This window comes from Halomonas faecis (assembly GCF_010993975.1).
Classification (GTDB): domain Bacteria; phylum Pseudomonadota; class Gammaproteobacteria; order Pseudomonadales; family Halomonadaceae; genus Halomonas; species Halomonas faecis.
The window spans coordinates 51117-77075 of sequence record NZ_JAACZO010000022.1; the positions used below are offsets into that span (position 1 = coordinate 51117).

Consider the following 25959-nt stretch of genomic DNA (forward strand, 5'->3'; position numbering starts at 1 on the left):
TCAGGCCACGGCGGGGTGGCGGCGCGGCCCCAACAGGCAGGCGCACAGCAGCAGCAACCCCGACACGGTAGCGATCATGCCCGCCGCGCTCAGCGAGGCATCGATGCCCAACCAGCCCGGCCCATGACCCGCCAACACGTAGCCGACCACCGACGCGATCACCGCAAAGCCCTGGCTCCAGGCGATCTGCACCGACAGCCGATCGGTCATCAGCCGGGCAGCGGCCGCCGGGCAGATGAACATGGCGATGACGATGATCGAGCCCACCGCTTCGAAGGCGGCGATGGCCGCCACCGCGACCAGAGTCACCAGCAGCAGATCGACCAGGGCTGGATGAGCGCGAACGCTGGCAGCGAAATCCGGGTCGAAGCTGCCCAGCACCAGGTGGCGCCGGAATGCCGCCACGAAGACCACCACGAGCCCCCACACCAGTACGACACGCGCCAACTGCGGGGGCAGCTCGGCCAGCGCCAGCGGATCGAACAGCGCTGCCGGGCCGGTGCCCTCGAACCAGATCAAGCTTTCCAGGTTGCCGTACAAGGCGTGCTCCACATCGAGATGCACACCAGCCGCGTCGTGCCACTCCAGCAACAGCACGCCCAGGGCGAACAGGCTGGTGAAGGTCACCCCCATGGCGGCACTGGTTTCCACCCGCCCCAACCGGCGGATCAGCTCGATCATCACCACGGTGACCAGCGCCGACACCCCTGCCCCCAGCATCATGGCGCCCGACGCCAGCATGCCAGTGAGAATGAAGCTGACCACGATACCGGGTAGCGCCACGTGGCTGATGGCATCGCCGATCAGGCTCTGGCGCCGCAGCACCAGGAAGTTGCCGAGCAGCGCGCAGGTCATGCCGATGACCACCGCCACCGTCAGCGGCACCAGGCTGAACATGAAAAAGTCGCTCATCGGCGGGCCTCCTGCGTGGCACTGGGCGGCAACTCGGCCTCCAGCGTCATGATGGCATCCGGAGACAGTACGCTGGCGATGGGCGTCAGGCCGGAGTGCTCCTGCTGCAGGGCATCCTCGGGCTGACGTTCGCGATAGAGCGCCCACAGGCGCTCCTCGTGCTCGGCATCCCGGGCCGCCGCCCGCCCCGGCGGTGTGGGCACGCCATCGCGCCTGAGATAGCCGCGGCGCTGCAGAATACGCAGAGTGAGATTGTCGAAGATCGGCTCATCGCGGGCGACGGCCAGTAGTCCCTGGCGCAGATGCACCCGGCGGCGGAAGCGCTGGTGGGCGAGCAGCGAAGCCAGCACGCCGCGCCGTGCCGAGCACAGGAAAGAAACGAAGAACAGACTGAAGGCGGCAAGCACGATCAAGGGGCCCGTTGGCAACCCCTCAGCCACGCTGGAAAGCGTGACTCCCAAATAGCCGGCCAGGATGCCGAGCAGCGCCGCCAGAATCACCATGTGCAGGGGGCGGTCGGTCCAGAACCGCGCCGTCACCGGCGGGATGATGGTCAATGCCACGATCAGGATCAATCCCGTGACCTTGAGGCCGATCACCACCACCACCATCAGCAACGCCAGCATGGCCAGATCGATGCGCCCCGTATGCACGCCCTGGGTGCGTGCGAAATCGGCATCGAAGCAGACCATCAGGAAGTCGCGGCGCATCACCACAATGGCCAGCAGCACGCCCAGCGCGCATAGCGCTATGAGCTGCGCCTCGGCGGCCACCATGCCGGCCGTAGCACCGACCAGGTAGCCGGTGAGACCCGCCTGCCCGGTCACCGACATCGACTGGATCACGGTGATCAGCACCACGCCGAAGGCGAAGAAGGTGGAAAGCACCGAGCCGATGGCGGCATCCTCGCCCAGACGAGTCCGCTCGCTGATGCGCTGCACGGCCCACAGCCCGAAAGCCGCGCTACCCGCCGCCCCGACGAGCAGCGCCGGCAGCCAACGGCCATCGCCCTGCACCAGGCCCACCAGGATGAAGGCCAACGCCAGGCCGGGCAACGTGGCATGGCTGATGGCATCGCTGACCAACGAGCGTTTGCGCAGCAGAATGAAGGTGCCGATCATGCCGGCACCCGCCCCCAGCAGCATGGTTCCCAGGGTCACCAGACTGGTGTTGTAGCCCAGTTGGAACGTCAGGGCGCGCCACCAGATTTCCATCATTCGCTCCGCGAATCGCTGTGCGCCACCGGTTCCATCAGCCGCGCCAGCTGCATGGGACTCAAACGACCGCCATAGGTCGCCTGCAGGTTGGGCGCGGTGAAGGCTTCGGCCACCGGGCCATCGGCGATGCGCCGCACGTTGAGCAGCAGCACATGGTCGAAATAATCGCGTACCGTGGCCAGGTCATGGTGCACGCAGAGCAGCGTGCGCCCTTCACGCTTGAGCTGCTTGAGCACTTCGACGATGGCCTTCTCGGTGGCGGCATCCACGCCGGCAAAGGGTTCGTCGAGGATGGTCAGCGCCGCCTGCTGGGTCAACGCTCGCGCCAGGAAGACGCGCTGCTGCTGACCGCCCGAGAGCTGCCCGATCTGGCGATCGGCAAAGGCTTCCATGCCGACACGGCTTAGGCTCTCCAGGGCGCGCTGGCGATGTCGACGCCGCGTCAGTTGCCACCAGCGCAGATCGCGGAACAGCCCCATGGTGACCACGTCGATCACCGTGGCCGGAAAATCCCAGTCGACGCTGGAGCGCTGGGGGACGTAAGCCACGTGCCGCGACATCGTTTCCACGGGCTGGCCGAACACCCACACTTCCCCGGTCAGCCGCCGGGTGATGCCCAGCACGGCCTTGAGCAAGGTCGACTTGCCGGCACCGTTAGGACCGACGATGGCCGTCATGCTGCCCGGCGGAGTCACGAAATCCACCGAGTGCACCACCGGACGGTGAGCATAGCTGACCGTCAGCCCGCGAATGGCCAGAGGGCTCTGAGCGATGGTTTCGCTGGCACCGATCATGAGTCCTCCTCGTCGTCGGCCAGGCGCCCCTCGCGTCCGCCAGCGGGGGCGTCTCCGCCCAGCGCCGTGGCGATGGCCGTGACGTTGTGGTCGAGCATGCCCAGCCAGGTTCCCTCGTAGCTGCCTGCCGGCCCCATGGCATCGGAAAACAGCTCACCGCCGATGCTGACCTCGTGACCGCGCGACTCCGCACCTTCGATCAGTGCCCGCACGTTACGGTCCGACACCGACGACTCGATGAAGATCGCGCCGATGTCACGCGTCACCAGCTCATTCACCAGCGACTCGATCCGCGCCAGGCCCGCCTCGCTCTCGGTGGAAAAACCCTGGATGCCCAACACCTCGAAACCGTAAGCGTCGCCGAAATACCCGAAGGCATCGTGGGCGGTGACCAGCACCCGAGACGACTCCGGCACGCTCTCCAGCACCTGGCGCGCATAGTCGTCCAGCGACTCTAGCTCGTCCAGGTAGGCATCGGCACGCTCTTCGAAGGCCTCGGCGTGCGAGGGCTCAAGCTCGCTCAACGCATCGCGCACCGCCACGACCACATGGCGCCAGCGGGAAGGATCCATCCACACGTGGGGGTCGTACTGATCGTCATAGGCCTCGTCGGCGAGGCGCTCCCCCTCGGGCACCGCCTCGCCCACGGCATAGACCGGACGCCGCGCTGCCAACCGCTCGAGGAAGTCCTCGAGCTGCGCTTCCAGGTACAGGCCGTTCCAGAACACGGCATCGGCCTTGGTCATGGCGCGCACGTCGCTGCGGGTCTGCCGATAGAGATGGGGGTCGACGCCGGGGCCCATGAGCCCATTCACCGAAACCGCATCGCCGCCCACCTGGCGCAAGACATCGGCGATCATGCCGGTCGTGGCCACCACCTGAAGGGGCTCACCCCCCTCTTCGGCATGGACGTCGAGAATCGGTAACAGGGCCACGGTCATCATCAGCCCGGCCTTCACTAGGCGGCGAATCCACACGGGTTTGAACTCCTTTGCTGAAGACATCGCGTATCCGATTATAAAGGCTACCATCGATAGACTATCTTGTCGGAAAGCGATGGCTAATCGGTCATGGCTAGTCAACCCATAGCCTCAGACCATTTCGGTACCCACCGGGGGAGCGACATCATGGTCAATCACCCTCACCAACCGCCCGTCGACGGCCCACTCAACCATTACGCGTACGTCCACCGGCTGCTGCACTGGCTGATTGCCGTGCTGGTGCTGTACTCGCTGACCAGCGGTATGACGCTAGGTTCCCTGGGCTTCGAGGGCAGCGTGGATACCTTCGGCCGCACGGCCACCGACACGATCTACACGCTGCACAAGACCTCGGGCGTGTTGATTCTCGTCCTGATGGTGCTGCGCTTGGTGAGCCGGCTGACCAACGGCAAACCGCCTTACGCCGTGCCGCTGCCCACTCTTCATCGGCTTGCCAGTACGCTGGTCCATGCCCTGCTCTATGTCTTGCTGTTGGCGATGCCGGTGCTCGGCTGGCTGGCCACGGCAGCCGGGGATTTTCCCGTGCAGTTCTTCGCCTGGAACCTGCCCGGACTGATCGGCGTGGACGAGGCGCTCTCCGAGACGCTGTTCGTCTGGCACGGCCGCGTGGGCGTGTTGATCCTGCTATTGGCAGCCCTGCACATCGCCGCCGCCCTTTACCACTGGTTGATCCGCAAGGATGGCGTCATGGCACGCATGAGCCTGTTCCGGCACTGAGCGCTACAGCGTCATGCCCGGCTCGATGCGATAACCCAGATCGATGATCCGCTCGGCATCGGGCCTGCCGCCGATGCCGGCCAGCAACGCTCGGGCCGCCCGCTCGCCGATCGCCTGACGCGGGGTGATGACGCTCGCCAGGCGCGGGGTCATCACCTGTCCCACGTCATGGCCGTGGAACCCGGCGATGGCCATCTGCTCCGGCACGCGGACACCGCGACGCAGACACTCGAAGTAGGCGCCGACGGCCACGTCGTCATTGGTGCAGAAAATGGCGTCGGTCTCGGGATGTTCGGCAAGGATTTCGCCCAGCAGCGCCGCACCGACGCTGTAGGAGGAGCGCTGGCTGCGGTGCAGGGTGACCGGCGTCAGCCCCCACTCCACCATCGCCTGGCGGTAGCCCTCCTCACGCTGACGGGTGCGCTCGTCCAGCCGCACTGCCAGATAGAGCACATGGCGACGGCCACGGCGGATCATCTCGCTGACCATGTCGTAGGAGGCCGCGACATTGTCGAATCCCACCGACTGCTGCAGCGGTGGCGAGCGCGAATCCATGATCTCCACGGTGGGAATGCCGGCCGTTTCCAGCATGCGCCGGGTGCGCGAGGTATGACGGCTGTCGGAGAGAATCACGCCATCGACGTTATAGGAAAGTAGCGAGGCCAGGCTGCGCTCCTCGAGTTCCTGACTGTAACCATAATGGGAGAGCATCAGGTGATAGCCGGCCGGTTCGGTCACCGCTTCGATACCCACCAGCACGTCGGCGAATACCTGGTTGGTGAGCGACGGCACCAGCACTCCGATGGAGTGGCTGGTGGCCCGCGAGAGAAGGTCCGGGGCGCGGTTGGGGATGTAGCCGACCTGTTCGGCAGCCGAAAAGATGCGTTCGCGCAAGCCCTCCGAGACGGTGGCGGGATCGCGCAGGCAGCGACTGACGGTCATTTTCGTCGCACCGACGCGATCGGCGATGTCCTGGAGGGTGGGGCGTCGTTTCTTCACGGTACCGTCAGTCGTTTGATGAACGTCTCGACCAGAACCGCAGGCGGCTCGGCAATATCCAGCCGCACGGCTTCGTCCGGTCCGGGGGGTTCCAGGTCGGCAAACTGGCTGTCGAGCATCGCCTCGCCCTTGAAGAAGTGCCCTTCACGACCGATCAGCCGCTCGCACAGGCGTTCGCGACTGCCGTCGAGAAAGAGGATGGCAAGAGCGGAATCGCCCTGACGCAGGGTGTCGCGATAGCGCCGCTTGAGCGCCGAGCAGCCGATCACCACGCTGGCGTCACGCTGGCGGTAGTCAGCGAAAAGCTCGGCCAGCGTTTCCAGCCACTCGCGGCGGTCCTCGTCGTTGAGGGGAACGCCCCGCGCCATTTTGGCGATGCTGGCCGGAGCATGGTAATGATCGCCATCGATGAAGTCGATGCCGAGCCGCTCGGCCAGCAGGCGGCCGACATGGGTCTTGCCCGAGCCCGACACCCCCATCACCAGGATACGCTGCGATACCGTCACGCCACCCCTCCGTCAGTTGCCGCGAACATCGGTGAGTTCGGGCAGCCAGGTAACCAGCCCCGGGAAGGCGATCAAGATCACCAGCACCACCAGCAGCGCCGCATAGTAGGGCAGCATGGCCTTGACCAGTTGCTCCATCGATACCTTGCCCACGCCGCAGCCGACGTAGAGACAGGTGCCCACCGGTGGCGTCAGCAGGCCGATGCCCAGCACGAAGGCCATCAGCACGCCGAAGTAGACGGGGTCGATGCCCACCGAGGTGACGATGGGCGTGAGCATCGGCGCCATGATCACCATGGCCGGCGTCAGATCCATGACGAAACCGACGAGCAGCAGCAACCCGGCGACGATCATCAACAGCCAGAATGGATCCTGGGTAATCGCCCTCACTTGCTCGACCAGCGTCTGCGGCACCATGTTGATGGTGAGAAACCAGGCGATCACCGTAGCGAACGCCAGCAGCAGCAGCACCATGCCGGTCAGGCGCGCCGTGCGCACCAGCATGCCCCACAGTTCGCGCACTTGGAATTCGCGATACACCGCCAGCGAAATGAACAGCGAATAGAGCAGGGCCGCCACTGCCGCTTCGGTGGCGGTGAACACCCCACCGATGATGCCGCCGATCACGATCACCGGCAGTAGCATCGCCAGCCACGCCTGCTTGAAGGCCTGCCACAGCAGATCGAGGCGAAATTTACGGGTCTGCCCGGCGTGCTCGATGCTGGCCATGATGAAGGTCGTCACCATCAGCGCGAAACCGATCATCACGCCGGGCACGATGCCGGCAACGAACAGCCGGCTGATCGAGGTCTCAGTGACGATACCGAAGAGAATCAGCGGGATCGACGGCGGAATGATGATGCCGATCACCGAGGAGACGGTGTTGATGGCAGTGGCATGGGGGGCGGAGTAGCCCTGCTGCTTCATCGAGGGAATCATCATCGAACCCGTGGCCGCGGTGTCGGCCACGGCCGAACCGCTGATGCCGCCGAAGAACATCGAGCCGGTGATCGCCACCTGGCCAAGCCCACCGCGAATGAAGCCGACCAGCGCTCCCGCCAGATCCATCAGTCGCCGGGCGATGCCGCCGGCACTCATCACCTCGCCGACGAGGATGAAAAAAGGAATGGCCAGCAGCGGAAAGTTGTTGACGCCGCGGATCGACTGTTCGATGAGGATCGACAGCGGGATATCGGAGATCACCGCCAACACCACGGCGGCTACGCCCAGGCCGAAGGCGATGGGCAGACCGATGGCGATGGAGGCGAAGAGAATGCCCAGAAAAATCCACAGCATGACTCAGGCTCCTCCATCGTTGGTCGACGCCGTCGACCGGTTGGGATCGCGCAGCAAGCGTACGCATTGCAGCGCACGCCATACGGCGACTGCACTAATGAACGCCGCGCACAGCACCAACGACACGTTGATCAGGTTCCAGGGCACGCCAAGGATGGCAGTGGTCCCGGTGGAGCGACTCATCACCAGATACCCGCTCCACAGAAGCACGACCATCAAGCCGATGATGAACAGATGCTGAAGCAGATACAGCGCATAGGCAGCGCGCGAAGGCAGCCGGCGCACCGTGAAGTCCACGGCGATGTGCTCATAGCGCACGAAAGCGGCCGCCGCGCCGATGAAGATCAACCAGATGAACAGCATGCGCGCCAGTTCATCGGCCCAGGGCAGGGAGTGGTTGAGCAGGGAACGCCCAATGACGTTGGCCGAAACGGAGACGATCAGCGCAACGAGGATCGCTGCGATCAACTGTTCCATGGCGAACGTGATCCAGCGAAACGCGGCCGGCCCCTTGCGAAGCTCGAGATCGATCTCCAACGGGTCACGGCGGGGATCTTCTAGATACACCTCAGGGTCGACCGCATCGCGGTCGCGTGGGGGCGAGGAAGTGGTTGTCATGCCGAACTCCGGGGACAGAACGGGGCCACCCCCGTCCTGTCCGGCGTGGGGAAGGAAGAATCAGTCGCTGGTGGTCTCTTCGACGATGGCCTGGACCTCGGCAATCAGCTCCTCGCCAATCTCGGGGGCCCACTCCTCGTAAACCGGCTGCACGGCCTCCTGGAAGGCGGCTACCTGCTCATTGGTGAGACGCGTGATCTCCATGCCGCGCTCCACGAGTTGCTCGCGCGACCAGTCGTCATACTCGGCAGAAAGCTGAATTTCGTACTCGGCAGACTGACGGGCGGCTTCCTGAACGAGCTCCTGATACTCCGGCGCCAGGTTATCCCAGGTACGCTCGGACATCATCATGATGAACGGCGTATAAACGTGGCGCGTTTCGGAGCCGTAATCCTGCACCTCGTAGAAGTTGGAGGTCAGGATGGTACTCCAGGGGTTCTCCTGGCCGTCGACCACTCCCTGCTCCATGGCCGAGAACAGCTCACCGAAGGCCATCGGCGTGGGATTGGCACCCAGCGTCTCCCAGATCGAGAGGTGAACGGGGTTCTCCATGGTGCGAATGGTCAGGCCACTGACATCGAGGCCGGCCACATCCTCTGGGGTCTCCACCGGGCGGGCGCTGTTGGAGAGCTGACGGTAGCCGTTCTCCGAGAAGGTGAGGGCCTTGATGCCGGTGCCGTCGAAGGCATCGAGCATCTCCTGAGCGACGTCGCTCTGCATCACCGCCACGGCTGCCTCGCGGGTGGGCAACAGGAAGGGCAGATCGAACACCGCCAGCTCTTCGACATAGGTGGTGGCGGGTGACGACGAGGGATAGCTCATGTCCAGCGAACCGGTCTGCAGCATCTCCATCATCTGCACGTCATCGCCCAGCTGGCTGTTGGGGAAGACGTTGACGGTGATACGGCCCTCGGTGCGCTGATCGAGGATTTCTGCAAAGTATTGGCTGGAGAGATATTGTGGCGAGCTTTCAGCCAGGCCAATGCCCATGCGTAGCGTATGGGAACCGTGATCGCCGACCACCTCGCCATCGATATCGGGCGGGTCGGAGAGGTCCGGCGTCTGGGCATGAGCCATGCCGAGCGTGAGACTGGCCGCACCGGCCAGAGTGAGCGTACGGCGCCAGATAGCAGTCATGGCGTGGTCTCCTTTCAACGGGTTGTTGTTGGTCGTTGACGATACGGGACCGGCCAGGGAGAGCCCGTCCCAAGTAGGCTGCATTCAGAAAGGCCTACGAATGTCCGACTTGTGTTTTGTTACCGGTAACATTCAACTCGAAACTAGTTGCAACATCACGGAGTGTCAACGCAGAACCGCTTAACTTCGACCAAGGTCTCATCTCGATAGATCGGGAACGCGGGCATGACATCCCGGCCATCAACCCGCAGAGTAGAGCCGTTGCCAACGAACAGGAGCCATCACGTGAACGACGCCTCTACGCTGGGCTGGCTGACGACCGGCGGCAGCCATTACGACATCGGCCTGGCACTCGGCCGTGAAGGGCGAGCGGCCGTGCACGACCGGCTTCGCCACACGGCTCTCTGGCAGCGCATCGTCGCCCTGGTCGATACTCCGGCGGTCACACGAATGCGCGCCGACACCGCGCAGCGCTTTCCCTGGATGATGGCGGAGCTCGCCGGTCTGGCGGAGGGGCTCGCCCTGCCGATCGGCGAGGTCTTTGCCTGGCACTGCCGCGGCGAGCTGCTGGCAGGCGCCCCCGAAGGTTGTACCACGCTGCTGCTGCCCGGCGAGACACCGCTTCTCGCTCACAACGAGGACGGTCTGCCCTGTCTCGACGGTACGGCCTTTCTGGTCCATGCCACACCCGACGACCAGCCGGCTTTCCTGTCGTTCTGCTATCCCGGCTCCCTTCCGGGTCACACCTTCGCCATGACCGGCAGCGGTCTGGTGCAGACGGTCAACAACCTGCGCCTGACCGGCATCATGCCCGAGGTGCCGCGCATGGTGCTGAGCCGCGCCATGCTCAGGCAACCCTCGGTGGCTGCAGTACTCGACATGCTCGAGAACGCCCCAGCCAGCGCCGGCTTCCACTTCAGCCTCGCCCGGCTCGGCGAGCCGGGCCTGACCAGCGTGGAGATCGGTGGCGGCAAGGTATGCCAGCGCTCGGTCACCACACCGCAGTTGCACGCCAACCACGCCCTCTACCATCCCGCCACCGACGGCGCTCAGGTGATCACCCGTTCATCGCGCGACCGGCAGCAGCGTGGCGAAGCGCTACTCGCCGACGGCGTACGCGACCCACTGGCGATCCTCGGCGACGGCGGCGACGGTGGCCTGCCGATTCTCCGCCGCTCTCCGCATGACCCCGACGACGAGAACACTCTGGCCACCGTCTGCTTCCGGCTGTTGCCCGACGACATCCTCTGGGAAGTGCATGCGCCGGGGCCGGCAACGCCACGACGCGGCAGCCTGCAGACGCTGTTCGGCTGAGCCCCGGCTTAGCGAACGCTCACGCGTTTCTTACCCACCTCTTGCGTCTCGCCACGGGCAAACGCCCCTAGAGCGCTCGCCCGGCCAGGCGTGCTGCACCAGGTCGTGGCACGCATATTGCTTATCGTATCTTGCTAAATGAATTCAGTGCCACGCCGCTGCCAGGCCACAGTCCACCACGGTGAGCTAGCCCGGCGAGAAAAGCACGATAACGGGGCAGACTGCGCACCCCTTTGGCGCACGCCACCGCAGGAGACTCACCCATGCAGCCCTCCCTTCTCGACACGCTCTGGGTACTTTGGGCCGCCGCACTGGTGTTCGTCATGCAGGCGGGGTTTCTATGCCTGGAGGCCGGTGCGACGCGCAGCAAGAATGCCATCAACGTCGCCATGAAGAACCTCGTCGACTTTGCCGTCGCCGTCAGCGCATTCTGCCTGGTGGGGTTCGGCATGATGTTCGGCACCTCCTTCCAGGGCTGGCTGGGTACGGACCTGTTCGCCTGGCAGCTTGGCAACGCCTCTCCCTGGACACTGAGCCTGTTCCTCTTTCAGGCCATGTTCTGCGCCACGGCGGCGACCATCGTGGCCGGGGCCGTGGCGGAGCGCATGACCTTCCTAGGCTATCTGGCCCTGGCCCTTCTGGTCGGTATCCTCATCTACCCCATCTTTGGGCATTGGGCCTGGGGAGGACTGCTCGACGGCCCTCCCGGCTGGCTGGCGCGACTGGGCTTCGTCGACTTCGCCGGCGCCACGGTGGTGCATAGCCTGGGAGGCTGGGTCGCCCTCGCAGCCGTGCTACAGATCGGCCCGCGCCGCGGCCGCTTCGTGCCCGGCGAGACACCGCGCACGCTGCCCGCCGCCAACCTGCCACTGGCCATGCTGGGCGCTCTGCTCATGATACTGGGCTGGTTCGGCTTCAACGGCGGCAGCACCCTGGCTTTCGACGATCGCGTGCCGGGCGTGCTGGTCAATACGTTGATGGGCGCCGTCTCCGGCGTGCTCTCGGCCATGTTGCTGGGTTGGCGCCTGCGCCGCTATGCCGAGGTGATCTACGCCATGAATGGCGCCATCGCCGGGCTGGTATCGGTCACCGCCGGTGCTCACGCCTTCAGCTTGGGTGAGGCCCTGCTGATCGGCGCCATCAGTGGCGTCGTGATGGTCATGGCCAGCGAGTGGATGCTGCAGCGGGGCATCGACGACGCCGTTGGCGCCATTCCCGCCCACCTGGTGGCCGGCATCTGGGGCACCCTCGCCGTAGGCCTGTTCGGCGACAGCGACGCGCTGGACACGGGCCTGGGACAGGGCATGCAACTGCTCATCCAGGTGATGGGTATCGTGGCTTGCGGGCTGTGGAGCTTCGGCCTGGCCTGGCTGCTGTTGCGCGGCATGAACGGTGGAATCCCGCTGCGCGTCACACCCGAAGCGGAGAAGCTCGGGCTCAACATGGCCGAGCACGGCGCCCGTACCGAGCTTCATGAACTGCTCGAGCACATGCGCGCGCATGAGGTTCAAGGCAATCTTAGCGAACGGATCGAGGCCGATCCCTTCACCGAAGTGGGCGAGATCGCTGCCGGCTATAACCGGGTCTGCAGCGCCCTGGAAAAGGCCGTGGCCCATACCCAGGTGATGCTGCACAACCTGCGCGATGGCGTCGTGACCTGGCGTGCCGATGGAACCTTGACCAGCCTCAACCCCGGTGCCGAGCAGCTTTTCGGCGTCGTGGCCGAGAACCTGCTGGGCTCACCGGTGACTCAACTGGTCAAGCAGGGCATGCCGCCGCCGGGCGAACGCCGAGAGCTGCGCCTGGCGAGTCCGGAACGTGGCACCCGTTATCTGGAGATCATGGTCAGCGAAGGAGCCGCGGACTCGCGTTCGGCATTCTCGGGCATGGTTCGCGACATCACCGATCGCAAACGACTGGAAGAACAGCTCGGCCGAGAACGCGAACTGGCCCAGACCACCCTGGCCTGCATCGGCGACGGCGTGATCACCACCGATGCCAGCGGCTGCGTCACTTTTCTCAACGCCGAGGCACGTCGTCTCACCGGCTGGCCACTGGAAGCCGCGCAGGGCCAGCCCATCGCGCGCATCTACCAGCTCGTCGAGGAAGTCAGCGGGGCCCGGGTCGAGAATCCGGCACGACGAGTGCTCTCCAGCGGCCGCGCCCTCAATTCCAAGGGGCATCATCTGCTGGTGGCAAGCGATGGGCAACGGTATCCCGTGCAGGACTCCGCCGCTCCCATTCGCTCGCGCAACGGCATCACCGTGGGCACCGTAGTGGTGTTCCAGGACGTCAGTCTGACTCGCGAACTCTCTGCCCAGCTCACCCACCAGGCCAGTCACGACGCCCTGACCGGCCTGCTCAACCGACGTGCCTTCGAGACGGCCCTGGACGAACGCCTCGAACGCACCGAGGGCGAGCACGTGCTGTGCTTCCTCGACCTCGACCAGTTCAAGGTGGTCAACGATACCTGCGGCCATCTGGCCGGCGACGAGCTGCTGCGCCAAGTCACCCACCTGTTGCGCGCCCGGGTTCGCAGCAGCGACCTGGTCGCCCGCCTGGGCGGCGATGAGTTCGGCATCCTGTTGCCCGACTGCCCTCTCGACAAGGCCGAAACCATCGCCGAACTACTACGCAGCGATATCGACGCCTTTCGCTTCAGTTGGGAGAACCACACCTTCAGCATCGGCGTGAGCATCGGTCTGGTAGCACTCGACGCCGACCATCCCGTACGCCTCGGCGACGCCCTCAACGCGGCCGACACCGCTTGCTACGCCGCCAAGGAGGCGGGACGCAACCGCGTACACCGTTACCGTGTCGATGACCGCACTCTCAAGGCGCGCCACGGCGAGTTGTGCTGGGTTCCTCGCCTTCAGGCCGCCCTGGACAGTGATGCCCTGCGCCTGTTCGTCCAGCCCATCGTCCCGCTAAGCAGCGGTCGCGGACGTGGCTATCAGGAGGTGCTGATCCGCTTGGAGGAGAATGGCGAACTGATCACCCCGGGAGCCTTTCTTCCCGCCGCCGAACGCTACCACCTGATGCCGGCCATCGATCGCTGGGTGGTTCGCAATCTCCTCGCCTGGCTGACCGACGTGTGCCGCGATGGCCGCCATCACGGCACCTGGGGCATCAACCTCTCCGGAGCCTCGCTCTCCGACGAGCGTTTCTGCGACTACCTGGAGAAGCAGGTGACACAGGCTGCCCTGCCACCCGGCACCCTGTGCTTCGAGATCACCGAAAGCGCCGCCATCGCTCAGCTCTCACGAGTCACCGAGCTGATTAGCACCCTCAAGTCGCTGGGTTGCCGTTTCGCCCTGGACGACTTCGGCACCGGTCTCTCCTCGTTCAGCTATCTCAAGCACCTGCCGGTCGACTTCCTCAAGATCGACGGCCACTTCATCCGCCAGATCCACCAGGATCCGATCGACCGCGCCATGGTCGAAGCGATCCACACGGTGGCGCGCACCCTGGGACTGCAGACCATCGCCGAATTCGTGGAAACCGAGGCCACCCTCGACACCCTGCGTGAGCTGGACATCGACTTCGCTCAGGGCTTTCTACTCGGTCGGCCGGCTCCCCTGACCCAGATCGCCGATGGCGTCGTGCGGGTGATGCCACGCTGAGCCTCGACCAGGACCGCTCGACACATGCGGCCATGACCGTTGGCCCCACCACTTGCTGTGTCGCGACTCCCCGCCTACACCTTGAGCATGGAGACGCATCCCGCAAGCCAGGCACCCGCCCGTGGCCCGATGGGCGTCGTGCGCTTCCTGGCACTGGTGCTGCTGGGAGCGCTGATCGGCGCTGTGGCTGCTGCACTGGCAGTGGGCTTCGTGACCGCAGTGCTGTGGCTCAACGAGGCACTGCTGATCTCGCCGCGCAGCCGCATGATGTTCGACCGCCCCGATCTGCTGCTGGTTGCCACCGTGGCGGTACCCGCTCTGGGAGGCCTCGTGGTGGGGCTTCTACACTGTGCCATCCCCGAACGACGCGCCCATACGCCGGCCGACGTGATTGCTGCCGTCCAGACGCGCCAAGGACGCCTACCGGCCCGAGCCGGCGCGCTTTCGGCACTCTCCGCCCTGGTGTCGCTGGGCGCCGGGGCTTCGGTGGGCCAGTACGGTCCGCTGGTGCACCTGGGCGCGACCCTCGGTTCGCTGGGCACGCGGCTGCTGCGACTGGGACGCTCGGAAGACAACATCACCATCGCCTGCGGCGTGGCGGCGGCCATCGCTACCGCCTTCAACGCCCCGCTGGCGGGCATCGTCTTCGCCCACGAGGTGGTGCTGCGCCACTACGCCCTGCGCGCCTTCGCCCCGATCGCCGCAGCCGCCATCGTCGGCTACGTGATCGCTACCAGCGTGCTGGATCGTGGCGCACTGTTCCACGTTGCCGATACCGCCGTGCCACGCCCCTGGGAGTTCGCGCTGTTTCTCGCCATCGGCGGCCTCGGTGCCCTGGTTGCCGGCGCCTACATGCGCGCCATCCTCGGCGCGGGTCGCCTGGCCGCGCGCCTGCCCCTGGCCCCCGCGCTGCGACCGGCCGCCGCGGGCGCGTTGCTGGGGACCACGGCGCTGTGGGTGCCGGACATCCTGGGCATCGGCCAGGAGACGTTGCGCTTCGCCACCATTGCCGGCGCCTACGGCAGCGACGAACTGGTCATCGTACTGGTGCTCAAGATCGCCGCCACGGCACTGTGCCTGGGCATGGGCTTCAGCGGCGGGGTGTTCAGCCCCGCGCTGGTCATCGGCACCCTGTTCGGTGCGCTGTGCGGCAGCCTGGTGGGCGAGCTGGGCGCCCTCTCTGCGGACACCTTCATCTATTACGCGGTATGCGGCATGGTGGCCGTGACCGCCCCGGTAATCGGCGCGCCGCTGACCAGCCTGCTGATCGTCTTCGAGCTGACCGGCAGCTACGCCCTGACGACTGCCGCTCTGGCCAGCGTCACCCTGGCCAGCCCCATCGCCGCCCAGCTGTTCGGCCGCTCGCTGTTCGACACTCAGCTACGGGCACGCGGCCTGGATCTCTCTGCCGGCCGCGGTCGCGCAGTGCTCCAGAGCATGCCGGTGGGCGAGCACCTCAGCCACGATGGCGTGACCCTGGCGCCGAGCGTCACGGTGGATCGCGCCGTGGCACAACTGGGTCGGGCTGGCCATGGTGAGGCCTATCTGGTCGATGGGGCGGGTCGCTACCGCGGCTGTGTGACCCTGGCCGACCTGGAGGGTGCCCGTGCCTCGCAGGATGCCCCCGCCTCCGTCGGCGAACTCGCCACCACCGAACGCCCGGTGCTGCATCCCACCACCTCGCTATGGGCCGCCATGACCACGCTCGAGACGGTCACTGGCGAAGCACTGCCGGTGGTCGACGAAGCGGACGGCGAAACCTTCCTGGGCGTGGTCTACGAAACGAGCATCGCCCGCGCCTACCTGGCTCACAGCGACGAACTCAGGCAGGAGGAACATGGCACCGGCTAGACGATGGCGATACGGCATCGGCGCCCTGCTGCTGGGCCTGAGCCTGGCGCCTGCCGCCGACAGCGGAGAGAGTGCCGAAGGCCTGACCGTACTGAGCTGGGGCGGCGCCTACGAACGCGCCCAGCGCGAGGCATGGTTCGAGCCATTCACGGCTGAAACCGGCATTCCCGTCGAGGTGGAGCGCTACGATGGCGGCCTCGACGGCCTGCGCCGAGCCGTCGCCAGCGGCGAGGTACCCTGGGACCTCATCGACATGACGCGCAGCGACGCCATGGCCGCCTGCGAGGAGGGATTGCTCGAGCCCCTGCCGCCCGATCTGCTCGCCCCGGCTCCCGATGGCACCCCACCCGAGCGGGACTTTCTGCCCGCCTCCATCGGCCGCTGCGCCATCACCCATACGCTCTTCGCCACGGTGGTCGCCTACCGTCGCGATGCCTTCCCCGGTCAACGCCCCACCGCCATCGCCGATCTCTTCGACCAGCAACGCTTTCCCGGTCCACGCGCCCTGCAGCGCACCCCGGCGGTCAACCTGGAGTGGGCGCTGCGCTCCTTCCGCGTACCGCGCGCGGAGCTCTACGGGCTGCTCAGCACGCGACGCGGCCTGTCCCTGGCGCTCGGTCGGCTCGAGCAGCTCGACACCATCCGCTGGTGGGAGGGCGGCGAGCAGCCGGTGGAGTGGCTGCTGGACGGCGAGGTGGTGATGGCTTCGGGCTACAACGGCCGCTTCTTCGATGCCATGATCCACCGCAACGCCCCTATCGAGATACTGTGGGACGGTCAGGTCCAGGAACACGAGACCTGGGTGATTCCACGCCGCAGCCGCCATCCCGAGTCGGCGCGCGAGCTCATACGCTTCACCACCTCCACCGAGCGGCTCGCCGAACTAGCGCGACGCATTCCCTACGGCCCGGCACGCCGCTCCGCCACCCGCCGGGTGACCGACCATCCCGAGACCGGCCAGGACATGCGTCTGCACCTGCCCACTCACCCGCTCAACGCCGACGGCGCCATCGTCAAGGACGAGGCCTGGTACGCGCGTACCCTGGAGCGGATCGACGACTATTTCCGCGACTGGCTGGCCGCCGAACCCGACGAGTGACCCTCGCCGCTTTGGTAACCGGCGACAACCGGGCGACGAGCCGTACCCATCACCGCCCGGTCGTTGCCCTGGGCATTGCTTCACTCATCCAGCGTCTGCCCCGAGCCACCCATTTCCGCCGGCACGTCCCGCATCTTGGGCAGACCGTCGCGCAGCGGCAGCACCGACTCCTGATAGTGGACGTGCAGTCCCGGCGCGAAGGGAAAGTCGGGCATGACAGCCGCATAGACGTCGATCAATCCCATCTGGGGATGCTCGGTCATCACGTGTCCACCGCAGGTCTGGCACCACATGCGCCGGCTAGCCGGCGTCCGACTGTAGCTCGCCAGGTTGTCGGCCCCCTGGGTGACCCGTACGGCGTCCGGCTCCCACAAGGTGAAGGCGTTCACCGGCCCCGCCGACCAGTGCCGGCACGATTCGCAGTGGCAGTAGCCCATGCCGGCCGGCTCACCGCTCACTTCCACCTGCACCGCGCCACAGAAACAGCTGCCCCGATAGCTCTGTGCATTGCTCATGGCATACCTCCCGAGGGTCCCGCTTCGTCGAATTGCCCATTCAGTGTAGCCAGCCGCCACTGCTCAGCGATGCAGCCAGCAAGCCGAGCGATGACCACTTCGAGGCTCGAACTCGGGCGGGTCGTCGCGGTCGCACAGCCCAGGCATGAAGTGTGGGCAGCGCGGGTGGAAGCGGCATGCCGCCGGCGGGTGCAGCAGGCTCGGCGGCTCACCGGCAGGTACCTCGCGCAGCCGGGTGGCGTTGGCGGCATCCGGATCGGCCAGCGCCGCAAGCAGGGCCTGGGTATAGGGATGCTGCGGGTGGTCGATCAGGTCGTCCACCGCAGCGCTCTCCACCACCCGCCCGGCGTACATGACGAAGATACGCTCGGCGTAGTGGCGTACGGTGGAAAGGTCATGGGTGATGAAGGCCAGCGTCAGCTCGCGCTGCTGCTGGATGCGCCGCAGCAGCTCGAGGATCTCCACCCGCACCGAGGCGTCGAGCATGGAGACCGGCTCGTCGGCGACGACCAGCCGCGGGGCGAGAATCAGCGCCCGGGCGATCACCACCCGCTGCTGCTGGCCACCGCTGAGCATGTGGGGAAACTTGCCCAGGTACTCGTCGGCCGGCGACAGGCGGACCTCCTCCAGCGCCGTGCGGATGCGCCGTTCGCGCTCGCTGCGAGCGCCCACGCCATGCACGATCAAGGGCTCGGCGAGGATGCGCCGCACGTCGAGAAACGGCGGCAAGGCCCCGTAGGGATCCTGCTGCACGTAGCCCACCTCGGCCCGATACGCCTTGAGTTGGCGACCGCTCAGCGTGCCGAGCGAGCGGCCGGCGAAGTGAACCTCGCCGCGGGTCGGGCGATGCAATCCGAGCAGGGTGCGCGCCAGCGTGCTCTTGCCGCAGCCGCTCTCCCCGACGAAGGCCACGGATTCGCCGCGAGCCAGCGCGAAATCGACGCCGTCCACCGCATGCACCGCACCCACCCGCAGAAATCCCCACTGGCGCAACTCGAACCAGGTGTGCAGGTTGCGGGCGGCAATCAGATGCACCGGTTCGCCGCCTGCGGTCGGGATGGGGGCCGAACTCATGTATCACCTCCTGCCCGAGCATCGTCGGCATGCAGCCAACAGCGCACCCTGTGGCGGTCGCCGAGCGGCAAGGCGGGCGGTTCCCGGTCGCAGCGCGCGAAGCGGTACGGGCAGCGCTCGGCGAAGCGGCAGCCGCCGGGCGGGTCGAAGAGGCTCGGCGGCTGGCCGGGAATCGGTTCCGGGCGGAGGCGCTGGTGCAGGCGCGGGACGCTGGCCATCAGCATCTGCGAATAGGGGTGAGCCGGCTCACCGAAGAAACGTGCGGCATCGGCGACCTCGACGAACTGACCGGCGTACATCAGCGCCACCCGATCGGCCAACTCACTGGAAGTGGCCACGTCGTGGGTGATCAGGATGAAACTGGTGCCGAGCTCGCGCTTGATGCGTTTCAACGCATTCATGATGCTCGCCTGGGTCAGCACGTCAAGCGCCGAGGTGGGCTCGTCGAGTATCACCAGTTCCGGTTCAGCGATCAGCGCCATGGCCAGCACGGCTCGCTGGCGCATGCCGCCGGAGAGTTCGAAGGGATAACGCGCCAGGAAGTCCGTCGATACGCCCACCAGTTCGAAGACCTCAGCGGCCCGGGCAAGGGCACGCCTGCGCGACCAGCCGCGCAGCACCCGAAGCGGCTCGGCAACCTGCTCGCCCACCCGCACGACTGGATTCAGGGCGTTCATGGAAGCCTGCATCACCAATGCCATGCGCGACCACTGCACCTCGCGGCGAAAACGCTCGTCGGGCAACGCCGACACTTCGACGTCGCCCAGCACGATCCGTCCGCTTCGGTGACCGACATTGCGCGGCAGCACGCGCATCAACGTCTTGGCCAACGAGCTCTTGCCGCAGCCCGACTCCCCAAGCACCACCAGCGCCTCGCTGCGCTCCACGTCGAAGCTGATGCCGTCCACCGCCCGCACCGCCCCCTGGCGAGTCCGATAGTGCAACGCCAGTTCTTCCACGCGCAGCAGCGTCTCGCTCATCACAGACTCCTCAGCCGCGGGTTGAAGACGCGGTCCAGCGCGAAGCCGAGCATGGCGAAGCCCAGCCCGGTGAGCATCAGCAGCACCGCCGGCGAGATCACCCAGTAGTAGTAGCCGTTGTAGAGCGCGCTCTGCGACTGGGCATCGTTGAGCACCTTGCCCCAGGTGGGCAGCAGCGGATCGCCCAGACCCAGCACGGCCAGCGACGCCTCCAGGAATACGAAGGAGGGAATCAGAGTGACGAAGGTCGGGATCAACACCGGCAGGATGCGTGGGATCAGGTAGCGCAGTACGATGCGCGCGTTGCTGGCCCCGTAGGCGCGTGCCGCCTCGATGTAGGGCGCTTCGCGGATCGGCAGCAGCATCGCCCGGTACATCTTGATGCTGGCGCTGAAGATGCCCAGCACGACGACCACGCCGAGCATCAGCCAGATGCTGGTCGAATAGAGGGTGCCGACCATCACCAGAATGGGCAGGACCGGCAGAATCATGTTGACCTCGGTGAGACGCTGGATGGTCGCATCCACCCAGCCGCGATACCACACCCCCACGGCGGCGATCGCCAGGGTGGTGACGGTAGTGCCCACCGCCGCCAGCAGGCCGAAGGCGAGCGCCACCGGCGTGCCCCACAGCAGGGCCAGGCTCAGCTCGCGGCGTTGATGGTCGGTGCCGGCAATGCCGTGCACCCGGCCATAGAGCACCAGCTCGGCGTCGAACGCCGCCGTCTCGTCGAACGCCAGCACGTCCAGCAGCAGCGTATGGCGGCCTGGCAGCACCTGCGGTTGCCCCTCCTCCCTCTCGGGATCGGCCAACAGCCCGATATGCGGCGCCAGCCCGCCCAGACGACGCTCCAGGGCCCGGTCCTGGGAGATCGAAATGCGCTCCTCTGCCCCGACGCGATGCCCGCCCAGGGCGATCTCGCGTCCATCCGGCGTGCGCCACGCCAGGCGCACGAACGGCGGCTGCTCATGATCGGGCGCGCGCAGGAAGAGGTTGAGCTCGCTGGGAAAGCCCCCTGCGTCGTAGTCGAAGGCGAGCGGGATGCGCAGGCGGCGACCACCCTCGAAGGCGCGCTCCTCGACCGTAGCCGCTTCGCTGGCGACGACTTGCGTACGCGGCGCCTCGCCGCCGGTGAGGCGATCCAGCCAGAGCGGAGCGGCATTCACGGGGTTGTCCTGCCACGCCTCGCTGCCGCGCCACTTGGCCACCGCCTCGGGATAGGGAATGGCGATGACGGTGTAGAACGCTAGCGCCAACAGGCCGGCGATGATCACCATGCCCATGAGCGCCGAGGGGTAGCGGCGCAGCTCGCGCCAGCCCGTCTGCCAGAGTGTTCCCTTCATTGCCGACCTCCGGCAAGGCGAACTCGCGGGTCGAGCACGGCATAGAGAATGTCGAGCAGGAAGACCGTGGCCGCAAGCAGATAGGCGAAAATCACCACGCCGCCGATGATCACCGGGGTGTCGCGATGACCGATGGCCTGGAACAGCAGCGAGCCGAGCCCGGGCCAGTTGAACACCTGCTCGAGGATGATGGCGCCACTCCACAGCCCGATCAGCATCAGCAGAAAACTGGTGACGATGGGCGCCAGCGTCGGGCGCAGAATGTAGCGACGTTCGATGAGACGCGACGGCAGCCCCTTGGCGCGGGCCATCTCCACGTAGTCTTCGCTCGAGTGGATCAAGAAGAAGGTGCGCCAGGAGTAGATGGAAATGAATATCTGGGAGAGCAGCATTGCCGACACCGGCAGCAGCAAGTGGCGCACCATGCTGAGCGCATAGGCCCAGCGCCCTTCCGGGGGTGGTACCGCGACCATGCCTCCGGCGGGCAGCAGCGGCGCCACGAAGGCGAACAACAGAATCAGAAAGATACCGTAAAACCAGGCCGGGGCTGCCGAAGTGGGCGCCAAGGCGACCACGCTGCGGTCGAGCGCACTGCCGTAGCGTCGTGACAGCCACAGCGCCACGAATACCGAGACGAAAAAGATCAGCAGGTTGGCGGTGCCGAACAGCAGCAGGGTCGCCGGCAGTCGCTCGACGATGATGTCGCGAACCGCCCGTGAGCCGAGGTCGCTGTGCATCTGTTCGGCGCGCCCCAGGTCGAGACGCAACGCTCGCTGCAGGTAGTCGACGCTGCGCACCAGGAAGGGCTCGTCGAGACGCAGCCGCTCCACCTCGAGCGCCACCTGGCGCTGGATCATCTCGTTGCGCTCCTGTGAGGAGAGATCCTGGAAGGCGGGGTCGGCGCGCACCACCTCGGCCGCCTCGCTGCGGATCTGCACTCGACGCAGGTCGTCCACCTGACCGCCCATGTTGGCGATGACGATGGTCAGGTAGACCCCCACCACCACGGTAACGAACAGCGCCAGCAACCGCTTCACGGTATACAGCAGCAGGCGACGCAGGTCGCGCCACCCGCCGCGGCGCGCCGCCGGCACGCGGTTGGAAGTACCGAATCGGCTCATGGTGCGGCCTCCATGCCGCCAGGCGGCACCGTGGCGAAGACATGCGAGGCGAACGCCGGCAGGGCCACTCGACGGCTGGTTACCGCCACCTCCAGGCTATTGGCGCCGATGCCCAGCGAGGCAAGCGCCGGCCTCGGGAGCTCGATCCGCCAGCGGCCGTTGGCATGGGGCTCGGCCTCGCCCCGCTCGACCAGCGTTCCCCGACCGTCGAATAGCAGGAACTGCACGCCTTCGATCGACTCGAGCGGGTAGGGCTCGCCCGCCAAGGTCACCGCCAGCTCGAAGCTTGCCGCCCGGCCAGCGGCGGTTTCACCGCTGACGGCTTCCACTACCAGGGGGCCACCGAGCTCCAGCTCGGGAATCGCCGGACGGGAGAATCCCAGCCACTTGTCGGCCAGGTCGGGGAAATCGTCGAAGCGTTCGAGAACCAGGCTGCCCTCCACCGGATGAACGGAATCGAGCAGAAAGGGGCCATTGCCGATCCAGAAGTGACCGCGTTGGTCATGCCAGTCGGCGAGGGCGCGATAGCGGGCGGCGATCTCCTCTTCGTCGAGCAGCTCGTCCAACACGCCGGGGTAGGGATGCGCGCCGCGCTCGCGGGCACGCTCGAGATAACGCGCCAGGATCGGCACGCTGGGACCGGCCACCAGGCTCATCCAGTCCACCCGCAGCCGATCCGCCTTGTTGGAGGAAAACGCCAATTCGCCGTTGCGCTCGGCGAAGATTCCCAGTGCCAGGGCATGCCACGGCTGCGGCGTCGGCGCACGCCGAGCCACCAGGGTCTCGGCATCGGGGAAAATCTGATCGCTGTAGACCTCGATGACCAGCGGATTGCGGGAAACGATGTGCCATCCGCGAAAGTGGCGCTGGAAAGCCTCGAAGGTCGGCAGGTGGGCCACGTCGTACAGCGGGCTCGCCTCATCGGCACGCTCGAAGCTGAGCGCCCAAGGCACTACGAAATCGGCCAGCGACAGTCGCGAGCCATCGTGCCAGCGCTGCTCGAAGAGCGCATCGTCGTAGCGAATGCGCACCTTCGTGCGAGCCGTTACGGGTTCGTCGTACTTCTCGCCGACGCTGACGAACCACCCCGCCTCGCCATCCCAGTCGATCCACGCCGCCTCCGGTACTTCTATGCGCTCTTTCGTCGCCACACTCAACCAGTCGAGGGTTCGCTCCACGGTCACGTCTTCCTGCACGGTCACCTCGGCCTCGACGATGCGCTGGGGACGATAGAGCCCGGTGAAGGGGTCGGGCAGCGCCACCGGGTCCTGGGTGGCACGCATGATCATCCGGTCGAAGATCCAGTTGCTGCCGGCCACGGGATTCCACGGTTCGGTCAACAGTCCCGGCGTGCCGAACACCATCTGCCCTCCCACCCGGCCGCTATAGCGCAGAGTGTAGGGCCACAGCGCCGAACCGGAGAGCCCTCCGGCGAGGTCGACGGCCACCTCGACGTTGCTGGCCCGTGCCGAGGCATTGAGCTGATCGACGAGCCAGATGCGCGACGAATCCTGCATGGCCAGTTCCAGGGCCCGAGCCATCATCGACTGGCGCTCCTCCCAGCTCCGGTAATCGCGGCGCAGCAGGCGGTCGGCCAGTTCATCGAACGCCGGGGCGGAATCGTAGGCCTGCCACAGCGGCTCTGCCCGCCCTCGTGGGGTGTAGTAGAAGCTGAACGCCTCCGCCTGATCGCGCTGGATCTCGATGGTGATCCAGCTCCCGGTATACAGATGCCACTCCCCGGCCTGCGGGTCCGTGGCGATCCAGATCCGCGAGGCCTCTTCGGCGGTGCGGTAGCGACGCTCGACGGTGAACCCCAACCCCTCCAGCAGGTTGGCGACGTAGTCGCCGACCAGGCGGCGCTCGTCTTCGGTACGAATCAGCACGGTCAGGCGCACCGGCTCCCCCGCGTAGCGCCATTGCCCGTCGCGGAACTGCGCGCCGAGCGCTTCCATTTCGCGGTGGATCACCTCGCTGGCGGCCTGTGGGTCGTGGGCATAGCGCAGTTCCAGTTCCCGGGCCACATCGGCCAGGCGCGCATAGTCGGGGAAAGCGGTGGAGAGCGGCAAGAAGCGCGGTTCAGCCAAGCCGCCGTAGAGTTCCTGGGCAATGTAGTCGCGATCCACCAAGCGATTGAGCGCCTCGCGGATGGCCGGCACATGGAAGGGATTGAGACTGCCATCGGCAAGTTCCGGCCCGGCCGGATTGAGCGTCAGCTCGCTGGAGGTGCCGTAGGAGAGGTCGTAGTCGATGACCAGCGAATCGCGCAACCGGCGGAAGACCGCAGGACTGGAGATGCCCTGGGTGAAGACCTGCTGGGCTCCCGTCTCGATCAGCCCCGTGACCCGCCCCGGCTCGTCCTCGCCGGTGAAGACGACCCGATCGACCAGCGCCCCGCGGCGTTCGGCCAGCGCACTCTCGTCGACGACCTGCCCCTGCTCGCCAGTCGTGGACGACAAGCTGTCGGGAGGTCGCAGAGCGACCACCACCACGCCCAGTAACAGCAGAGCCGCGCTCGCCAACAACAGCCGTCTCATCGGTTCACCGCCAGCTCCCCAGTCGCCAGTGCCTCCCTCTCTACACTAAGGGAGATGGCCCGCCGGCGGAGTCAACGGCATTCAACGGCGAGGCTCGGCAGACCGGCTCACGGCTTCGCCCGCAGCAGCAGATTGCGCGGGGTGAGGTCACGTGCGCAAAAGGTACCGAGTTCGACCGCAAATCCCGCTTCCTCGAGGCGCATCCGTCGATCCAGTGCCAGCCACACTTCCAGCGGCCGGCGAAACAAGTGGCGCACGAGCTCGAATCGTTCGACCTCGTTCAGCCGCCGTTGTCCTTCCCGTTCGAAGCGTGCTCCGTCGATGCGTGCCGGCAGCACTAGCCCCTTCTGCTCCGCCGCCCAGCGGCAAAAGCCGACGAAGGTGGCCGGCATTCGCCCGTGGGCGAGGCTGGGTACCGGCAGGTAGGCGTCGCTACCGCGCACGTCGCGCTGAAGCGCATCGAACCCCAACCGCCAGGCGTTGGCCCGCGCGCGGCGGCGTCGATCGCCCCGCGGCGCGGTGACGGTCTCTTGCACGGCCAGCGTCAGATCGTCACGCTCGAGCGCCAGGCCCCGCTCGGTGGTGAGTCGACGTGCGTACCGCGAGAGCGGCCGATAGCGCTCGGCGGCGGTGCGGTGATAGCAGCACGGAGCGAGGGTCAGAGAGCCACCGCGCTCGGCGATGAGCTCGATCAACCGAACGTGCAGGTCGCCGCAGGCATGCAGCGCCGCCACCTGGGTATCGGTACCAAGCAGCCTTGACGCATCGGAGTCCATCACATCCTGCCGCGCCAGGGTGACAGCCGCGCCCTGGCGTTCGGCGAGGTTGCGGCCTGCCTCGCACAGCGAGACCTGCCTCTCCAGGGCCGTGACGTCGCAGTCGTGCAGCCGGGAAAGTGTACGCGCCAGGTGGCCCTTGCCGGCACACCACTCGACCACCGGCTGATCCGCGCACACTGGCATTCGCCTGGCGAAGGCGACGATCTGGCGCCACTTGCGCCCGCCGATGTGCTCGCCCCAGGCGGCCGGCGGCTCGGCATGACCGACACCCAGTTCCGGCAAATCGACCAGGGTCGCCAGCTCATCCACCGGCAGCCATGCGGCCAGCGGTGAATCCTCGAAGGGCGCGTCCTGCAATCGGGTCAACGTTGTCTCGTCCAGGCCTCGCAGCCGTGACGCCAACCCCGGAAAGCGCGCTTCCCAAGGCAGACAGCGATGGCGAAAAGGCAAGGGACGCCATACACCCTGCCACTCGGCCAGCAGCGCGGTGAGGCGGGCGAAGCGCTCGGCGGATTCCAATGACAAG

At 66.5% G+C, this 25959-nt stretch carries 21 protein-coding genes; 5 read left to right on the forward strand and 16 right to left on the reverse strand.

Translation table 11 applies throughout. From position 1 onward, the window contains the following. From GFD32_RS10405 to GFD32_RS10420, 4 genes are read right to left on the reverse strand one after another with little or no spacing between them, the layout of a single operon-like run. On the reverse strand, positions 1 to 912 hold the full coding sequence (locus GFD32_RS10405; protein WP_163576474.1) for a metal ABC transporter permease: 912 nt from the start codon (positions 910 to 912) through the stop codon (positions 1 to 3). Beyond that, the gene (locus GFD32_RS10410; protein WP_163576475.1) at positions 909 to 2126 is read right to left on the reverse strand and encodes a metal ABC transporter permease; all 1218 of its coding nucleotides are present in this window, start codon (positions 2124 to 2126) and stop codon (positions 909 to 911) included. Before GFD32_RS10410 ends, GFD32_RS10405 begins: the two co-directional genes overlap by 4 nt. Continuing rightward, the gene (locus GFD32_RS10415; protein WP_163576476.1) at positions 2126 to 2923 is read right to left on the reverse strand and encodes a metal ABC transporter ATP-binding protein; all 798 of its coding nucleotides are present in this window, start codon (positions 2921 to 2923) and stop codon (positions 2126 to 2128) included. Before GFD32_RS10415 ends, GFD32_RS10410 begins: the two co-directional genes overlap by 1 nt. After that, positions 2920 to 3900 carry a metal ABC transporter solute-binding protein, Zn/Mn family gene (locus GFD32_RS10420; RefSeq protein WP_205599092.1) on the reverse strand — a complete coding sequence of 327 codons (981 nt, stop codon included), beginning with the start codon at positions 3898 to 3900 and terminating at the stop codon, positions 2920 to 2922. The genes GFD32_RS10415 and GFD32_RS10420 overlap by 4 nt, the downstream gene beginning before the upstream one ends. A gap of 150 nt (positions 3901 to 4050) precedes the next feature. Between GFD32_RS10420 and GFD32_RS10425 the strand changes: the two genes are divergently transcribed. Continuing rightward, on the forward strand, positions 4051 to 4641 hold the full coding sequence (locus GFD32_RS10425; protein ID WP_163576477.1) for a cytochrome b: 591 nt from the start codon (positions 4051 to 4053) through the stop codon (positions 4639 to 4641). Positions 4642 to 4644: 3 nt separating this feature from the next. Here GFD32_RS10425 and gntR read toward each other — a convergent pair whose 3' ends face one another. The 5 genes from gntR to GFD32_RS10450 are packed head-to-tail and all read right to left on the reverse strand — an operon-like array spanning position 4645 to position 9197. Next, positions 4645 to 5640: a gluconate operon transcriptional repressor GntR gene (gene gntR / locus GFD32_RS10430; protein ID WP_163576478.1), complete on the reverse strand. Its 996-nt coding sequence runs from the start codon at positions 5638 to 5640 to the stop codon at positions 4645 to 4647. Beyond that, a complete protein-coding gene (locus GFD32_RS10435) occupies positions 5637 to 6119 on the reverse strand; it encodes a gluconokinase (RefSeq protein ID WP_163576764.1) in 483 nt (160 codons plus the stop codon). The genes gntR and GFD32_RS10435 overlap by 4 nt, the downstream gene beginning before the upstream one ends. Positions 6120 to 6158: 39 nt before the next feature. Beyond that, positions 6159 to 7442 carry a TRAP transporter large permease gene (locus GFD32_RS10440; protein WP_163576479.1) on the reverse strand — a complete coding sequence of 428 codons (1284 nt, stop codon included), beginning with the start codon at positions 7440 to 7442 and terminating at the stop codon, positions 6159 to 6161. A 3-nt stretch (positions 7443 to 7445) separates the two neighbouring features. Beyond that, on the reverse strand, positions 7446 to 8060 hold the full coding sequence (locus GFD32_RS10445) for a TRAP transporter small permease (RefSeq protein ID WP_163576480.1): 615 nt from the start codon (positions 8058 to 8060) through the stop codon (positions 7446 to 7448). Positions 8061 to 8120: 60 nt separating this feature from the next. Beyond that, entirely contained in the window at positions 8121 to 9197 is a 1077-nt protein-coding gene (locus GFD32_RS10450) for a TRAP transporter substrate-binding protein (protein WP_163576481.1), read from the reverse strand. A gap of 285 nt (positions 9198 to 9482) precedes the next feature. Here GFD32_RS10450 and GFD32_RS10455 point away from each other — a divergent pair, with 285 nt between their 5' ends. The 4 genes from GFD32_RS10455 (at position 9483) to GFD32_RS10470 (ending at position 17084) form a co-directional block, all read left to right on the forward strand. After that, complete coding sequence (locus tag GFD32_RS10455; protein WP_240455603.1) at positions 9483 to 10511, forward strand: C45 family autoproteolytic acyltransferase/hydolase; 1029 nt, start codon at positions 9483 to 9485, stop codon at positions 10509 to 10511. A gap of 263 nt (positions 10512 to 10774) precedes the next feature. Next, positions 10775 to 14134 (forward strand): ammonium transporter, encoded by a 3360-nt coding sequence (gene amt, locus GFD32_RS10460; protein WP_163576483.1) that lies wholly within the window; start codon positions 10775 to 10777, stop codon positions 14132 to 14134. Between the two features lie 87 nt (positions 14135 to 14221). After that, complete coding sequence (locus tag GFD32_RS10465) at positions 14222 to 15985, forward strand: chloride channel protein (protein ID WP_163576484.1); 1764 nt, start codon at positions 14222 to 14224, stop codon at positions 15983 to 15985. After that, a complete protein-coding gene (locus tag GFD32_RS10470; protein ID WP_163576485.1) occupies positions 15972 to 17084 on the forward strand; it encodes an extracellular solute-binding protein in 1113 nt (370 codons plus the stop codon). The genes GFD32_RS10465 and GFD32_RS10470 overlap by 14 nt, the downstream gene beginning before the upstream one ends. An 80-nt stretch (positions 17085 to 17164) precedes the next feature. Here GFD32_RS10470 and GFD32_RS10475 read toward each other — a convergent pair whose 3' ends face one another. The 7 genes from GFD32_RS10475 to GFD32_RS10505 form a co-directional block, all read right to left on the reverse strand. Continuing rightward, positions 17165 to 17599, reverse strand: a complete 435-nt coding sequence (locus GFD32_RS10475) for a GFA family protein (RefSeq protein WP_089682449.1) — start codon at positions 17597 to 17599, stop codon at positions 17165 to 17167. A gap of 63 nt (positions 17600 to 17662) precedes the next feature. Then, a complete protein-coding gene (locus tag GFD32_RS10480; protein ID WP_163576486.1) occupies positions 17663 to 18673 on the reverse strand; it encodes an ABC transporter ATP-binding protein in 1011 nt (336 codons plus the stop codon). After that, positions 18670 to 19653 (reverse strand): ABC transporter ATP-binding protein, encoded by a 984-nt coding sequence (locus GFD32_RS10485; RefSeq protein WP_163576487.1) that lies wholly within the window; start codon positions 19651 to 19653, stop codon positions 18670 to 18672. Before GFD32_RS10485 ends, GFD32_RS10480 begins: the two co-directional genes overlap by 4 nt. After that, positions 19653 to 20996 carry an ABC transporter permease gene (locus GFD32_RS10490; RefSeq protein WP_163576488.1) on the reverse strand — a complete coding sequence of 448 codons (1344 nt, stop codon included), beginning with the start codon at positions 20994 to 20996 and terminating at the stop codon, positions 19653 to 19655. The genes GFD32_RS10485 and GFD32_RS10490 overlap by 1 nt, the downstream gene beginning before the upstream one ends. Beyond that, complete coding sequence (locus GFD32_RS10495; protein ID WP_163576489.1) at positions 20993 to 22117, reverse strand: ABC transporter permease; 1125 nt, start codon at positions 22115 to 22117, stop codon at positions 20993 to 20995. The genes GFD32_RS10490 and GFD32_RS10495 overlap by 4 nt, the downstream gene beginning before the upstream one ends. Continuing rightward, a complete protein-coding gene (locus GFD32_RS10500) occupies positions 22114 to 24654 on the reverse strand; it encodes an ABC transporter substrate-binding protein (RefSeq protein WP_163576490.1) in 2541 nt (846 codons plus the stop codon). Before GFD32_RS10500 ends, GFD32_RS10495 begins: the two co-directional genes overlap by 4 nt. 107 nt (positions 24655 to 24761) lie before the next feature. Next, a complete protein-coding gene (locus GFD32_RS10505; protein WP_163576491.1) occupies positions 24762 to 25958 on the reverse strand; it encodes a methyltransferase in 1197 nt (398 codons plus the stop codon). Between the last annotated feature and the right edge of the window lies 1 nt (position 25959).

Excerpts from the sequence above, each read along its gene's own strand:
- GFD32_RS10405 (WP_163576474.1), bottom strand. The coding sequence starts at position 912 with ATGAGCGACTTTTTCATGTTCAGCCTGGTGCCGCTGACGGTGGCGGTG.
- GFD32_RS10410 (WP_163576475.1), bottom strand. The coding sequence starts at position 2,126 with ATGGAAATCTGGTGGCGCGCCCTGACGTTCCAACTGGGCTACAACACC.
- GFD32_RS10415 (WP_163576476.1), bottom strand. The coding sequence starts at position 2,923 with ATGATCGGTGCCAGCGAAACCATCGCTCAGAGCCCTCTGGCCATTCGC.
- GFD32_RS10425 (WP_163576477.1), top strand. The coding sequence starts at position 4,051 with ATGGTCAATCACCCTCACCAACCGCCCGTCGACGGCCCACTCAACCAT.
- GFD32_RS10435 (WP_163576764.1), bottom strand. The coding sequence starts at position 6,119 with ATGGGGGTGTCGGGCTCGGGCAAGACCCATGTCGGCCGCCTGCTGGCC.
- GFD32_RS10440 (WP_163576479.1), bottom strand. The coding sequence starts at position 7,442 with ATGCTGTGGATTTTTCTGGGCATTCTCTTCGCCTCCATCGCCATCGGT.
- GFD32_RS10445 (WP_163576480.1), bottom strand. The coding sequence starts at position 8,060 with ATGACAACCACTTCCTCGCCCCCACGCGACCGCGATGCGGTCGACCCT.
- GFD32_RS10450 (WP_163576481.1), bottom strand. The coding sequence starts at position 9,197 with ATGACTGCTATCTGGCGCCGTACGCTCACTCTGGCCGGTGCGGCCAGT.
- amt (WP_163576483.1), top strand. The coding sequence starts at position 10,775 with ATGCAGCCCTCCCTTCTCGACACGCTCTGGGTACTTTGGGCCGCCGCA.
- GFD32_RS10465 (WP_163576484.1), top strand. The coding sequence starts at position 14,222 with ATGGAGACGCATCCCGCAAGCCAGGCACCCGCCCGTGGCCCGATGGGC.
- GFD32_RS10470 (WP_163576485.1), top strand. The coding sequence starts at position 15,972 with ATGGCACCGGCTAGACGATGGCGATACGGCATCGGCGCCCTGCTGCTG.
- GFD32_RS10475 (WP_089682449.1), bottom strand. The coding sequence starts at position 17,599 with ATGAGCAATGCACAGAGCTATCGGGGCAGCTGTTTCTGTGGCGCGGTG.
- GFD32_RS10480 (WP_163576486.1), bottom strand. The coding sequence starts at position 18,673 with ATGAGTTCGGCCCCCATCCCGACCGCAGGCGGCGAACCGGTGCATCTG.
- GFD32_RS10485 (WP_163576487.1), bottom strand. The coding sequence starts at position 19,653 with ATGAGCGAGACGCTGCTGCGCGTGGAAGAACTGGCGTTGCACTATCGG.
- GFD32_RS10490 (WP_163576488.1), bottom strand. The coding sequence starts at position 20,996 with ATGAAGGGAACACTCTGGCAGACGGGCTGGCGCGAGCTGCGCCGCTAC.
- GFD32_RS10495 (WP_163576489.1), bottom strand. The coding sequence starts at position 22,117 with ATGAGCCGATTCGGTACTTCCAACCGCGTGCCGGCGGCGCGCCGCGGC.
- GFD32_RS10500 (WP_163576490.1), bottom strand. The coding sequence starts at position 24,654 with ATGAGACGGCTGTTGTTGGCGAGCGCGGCTCTGCTGTTACTGGGCGTG.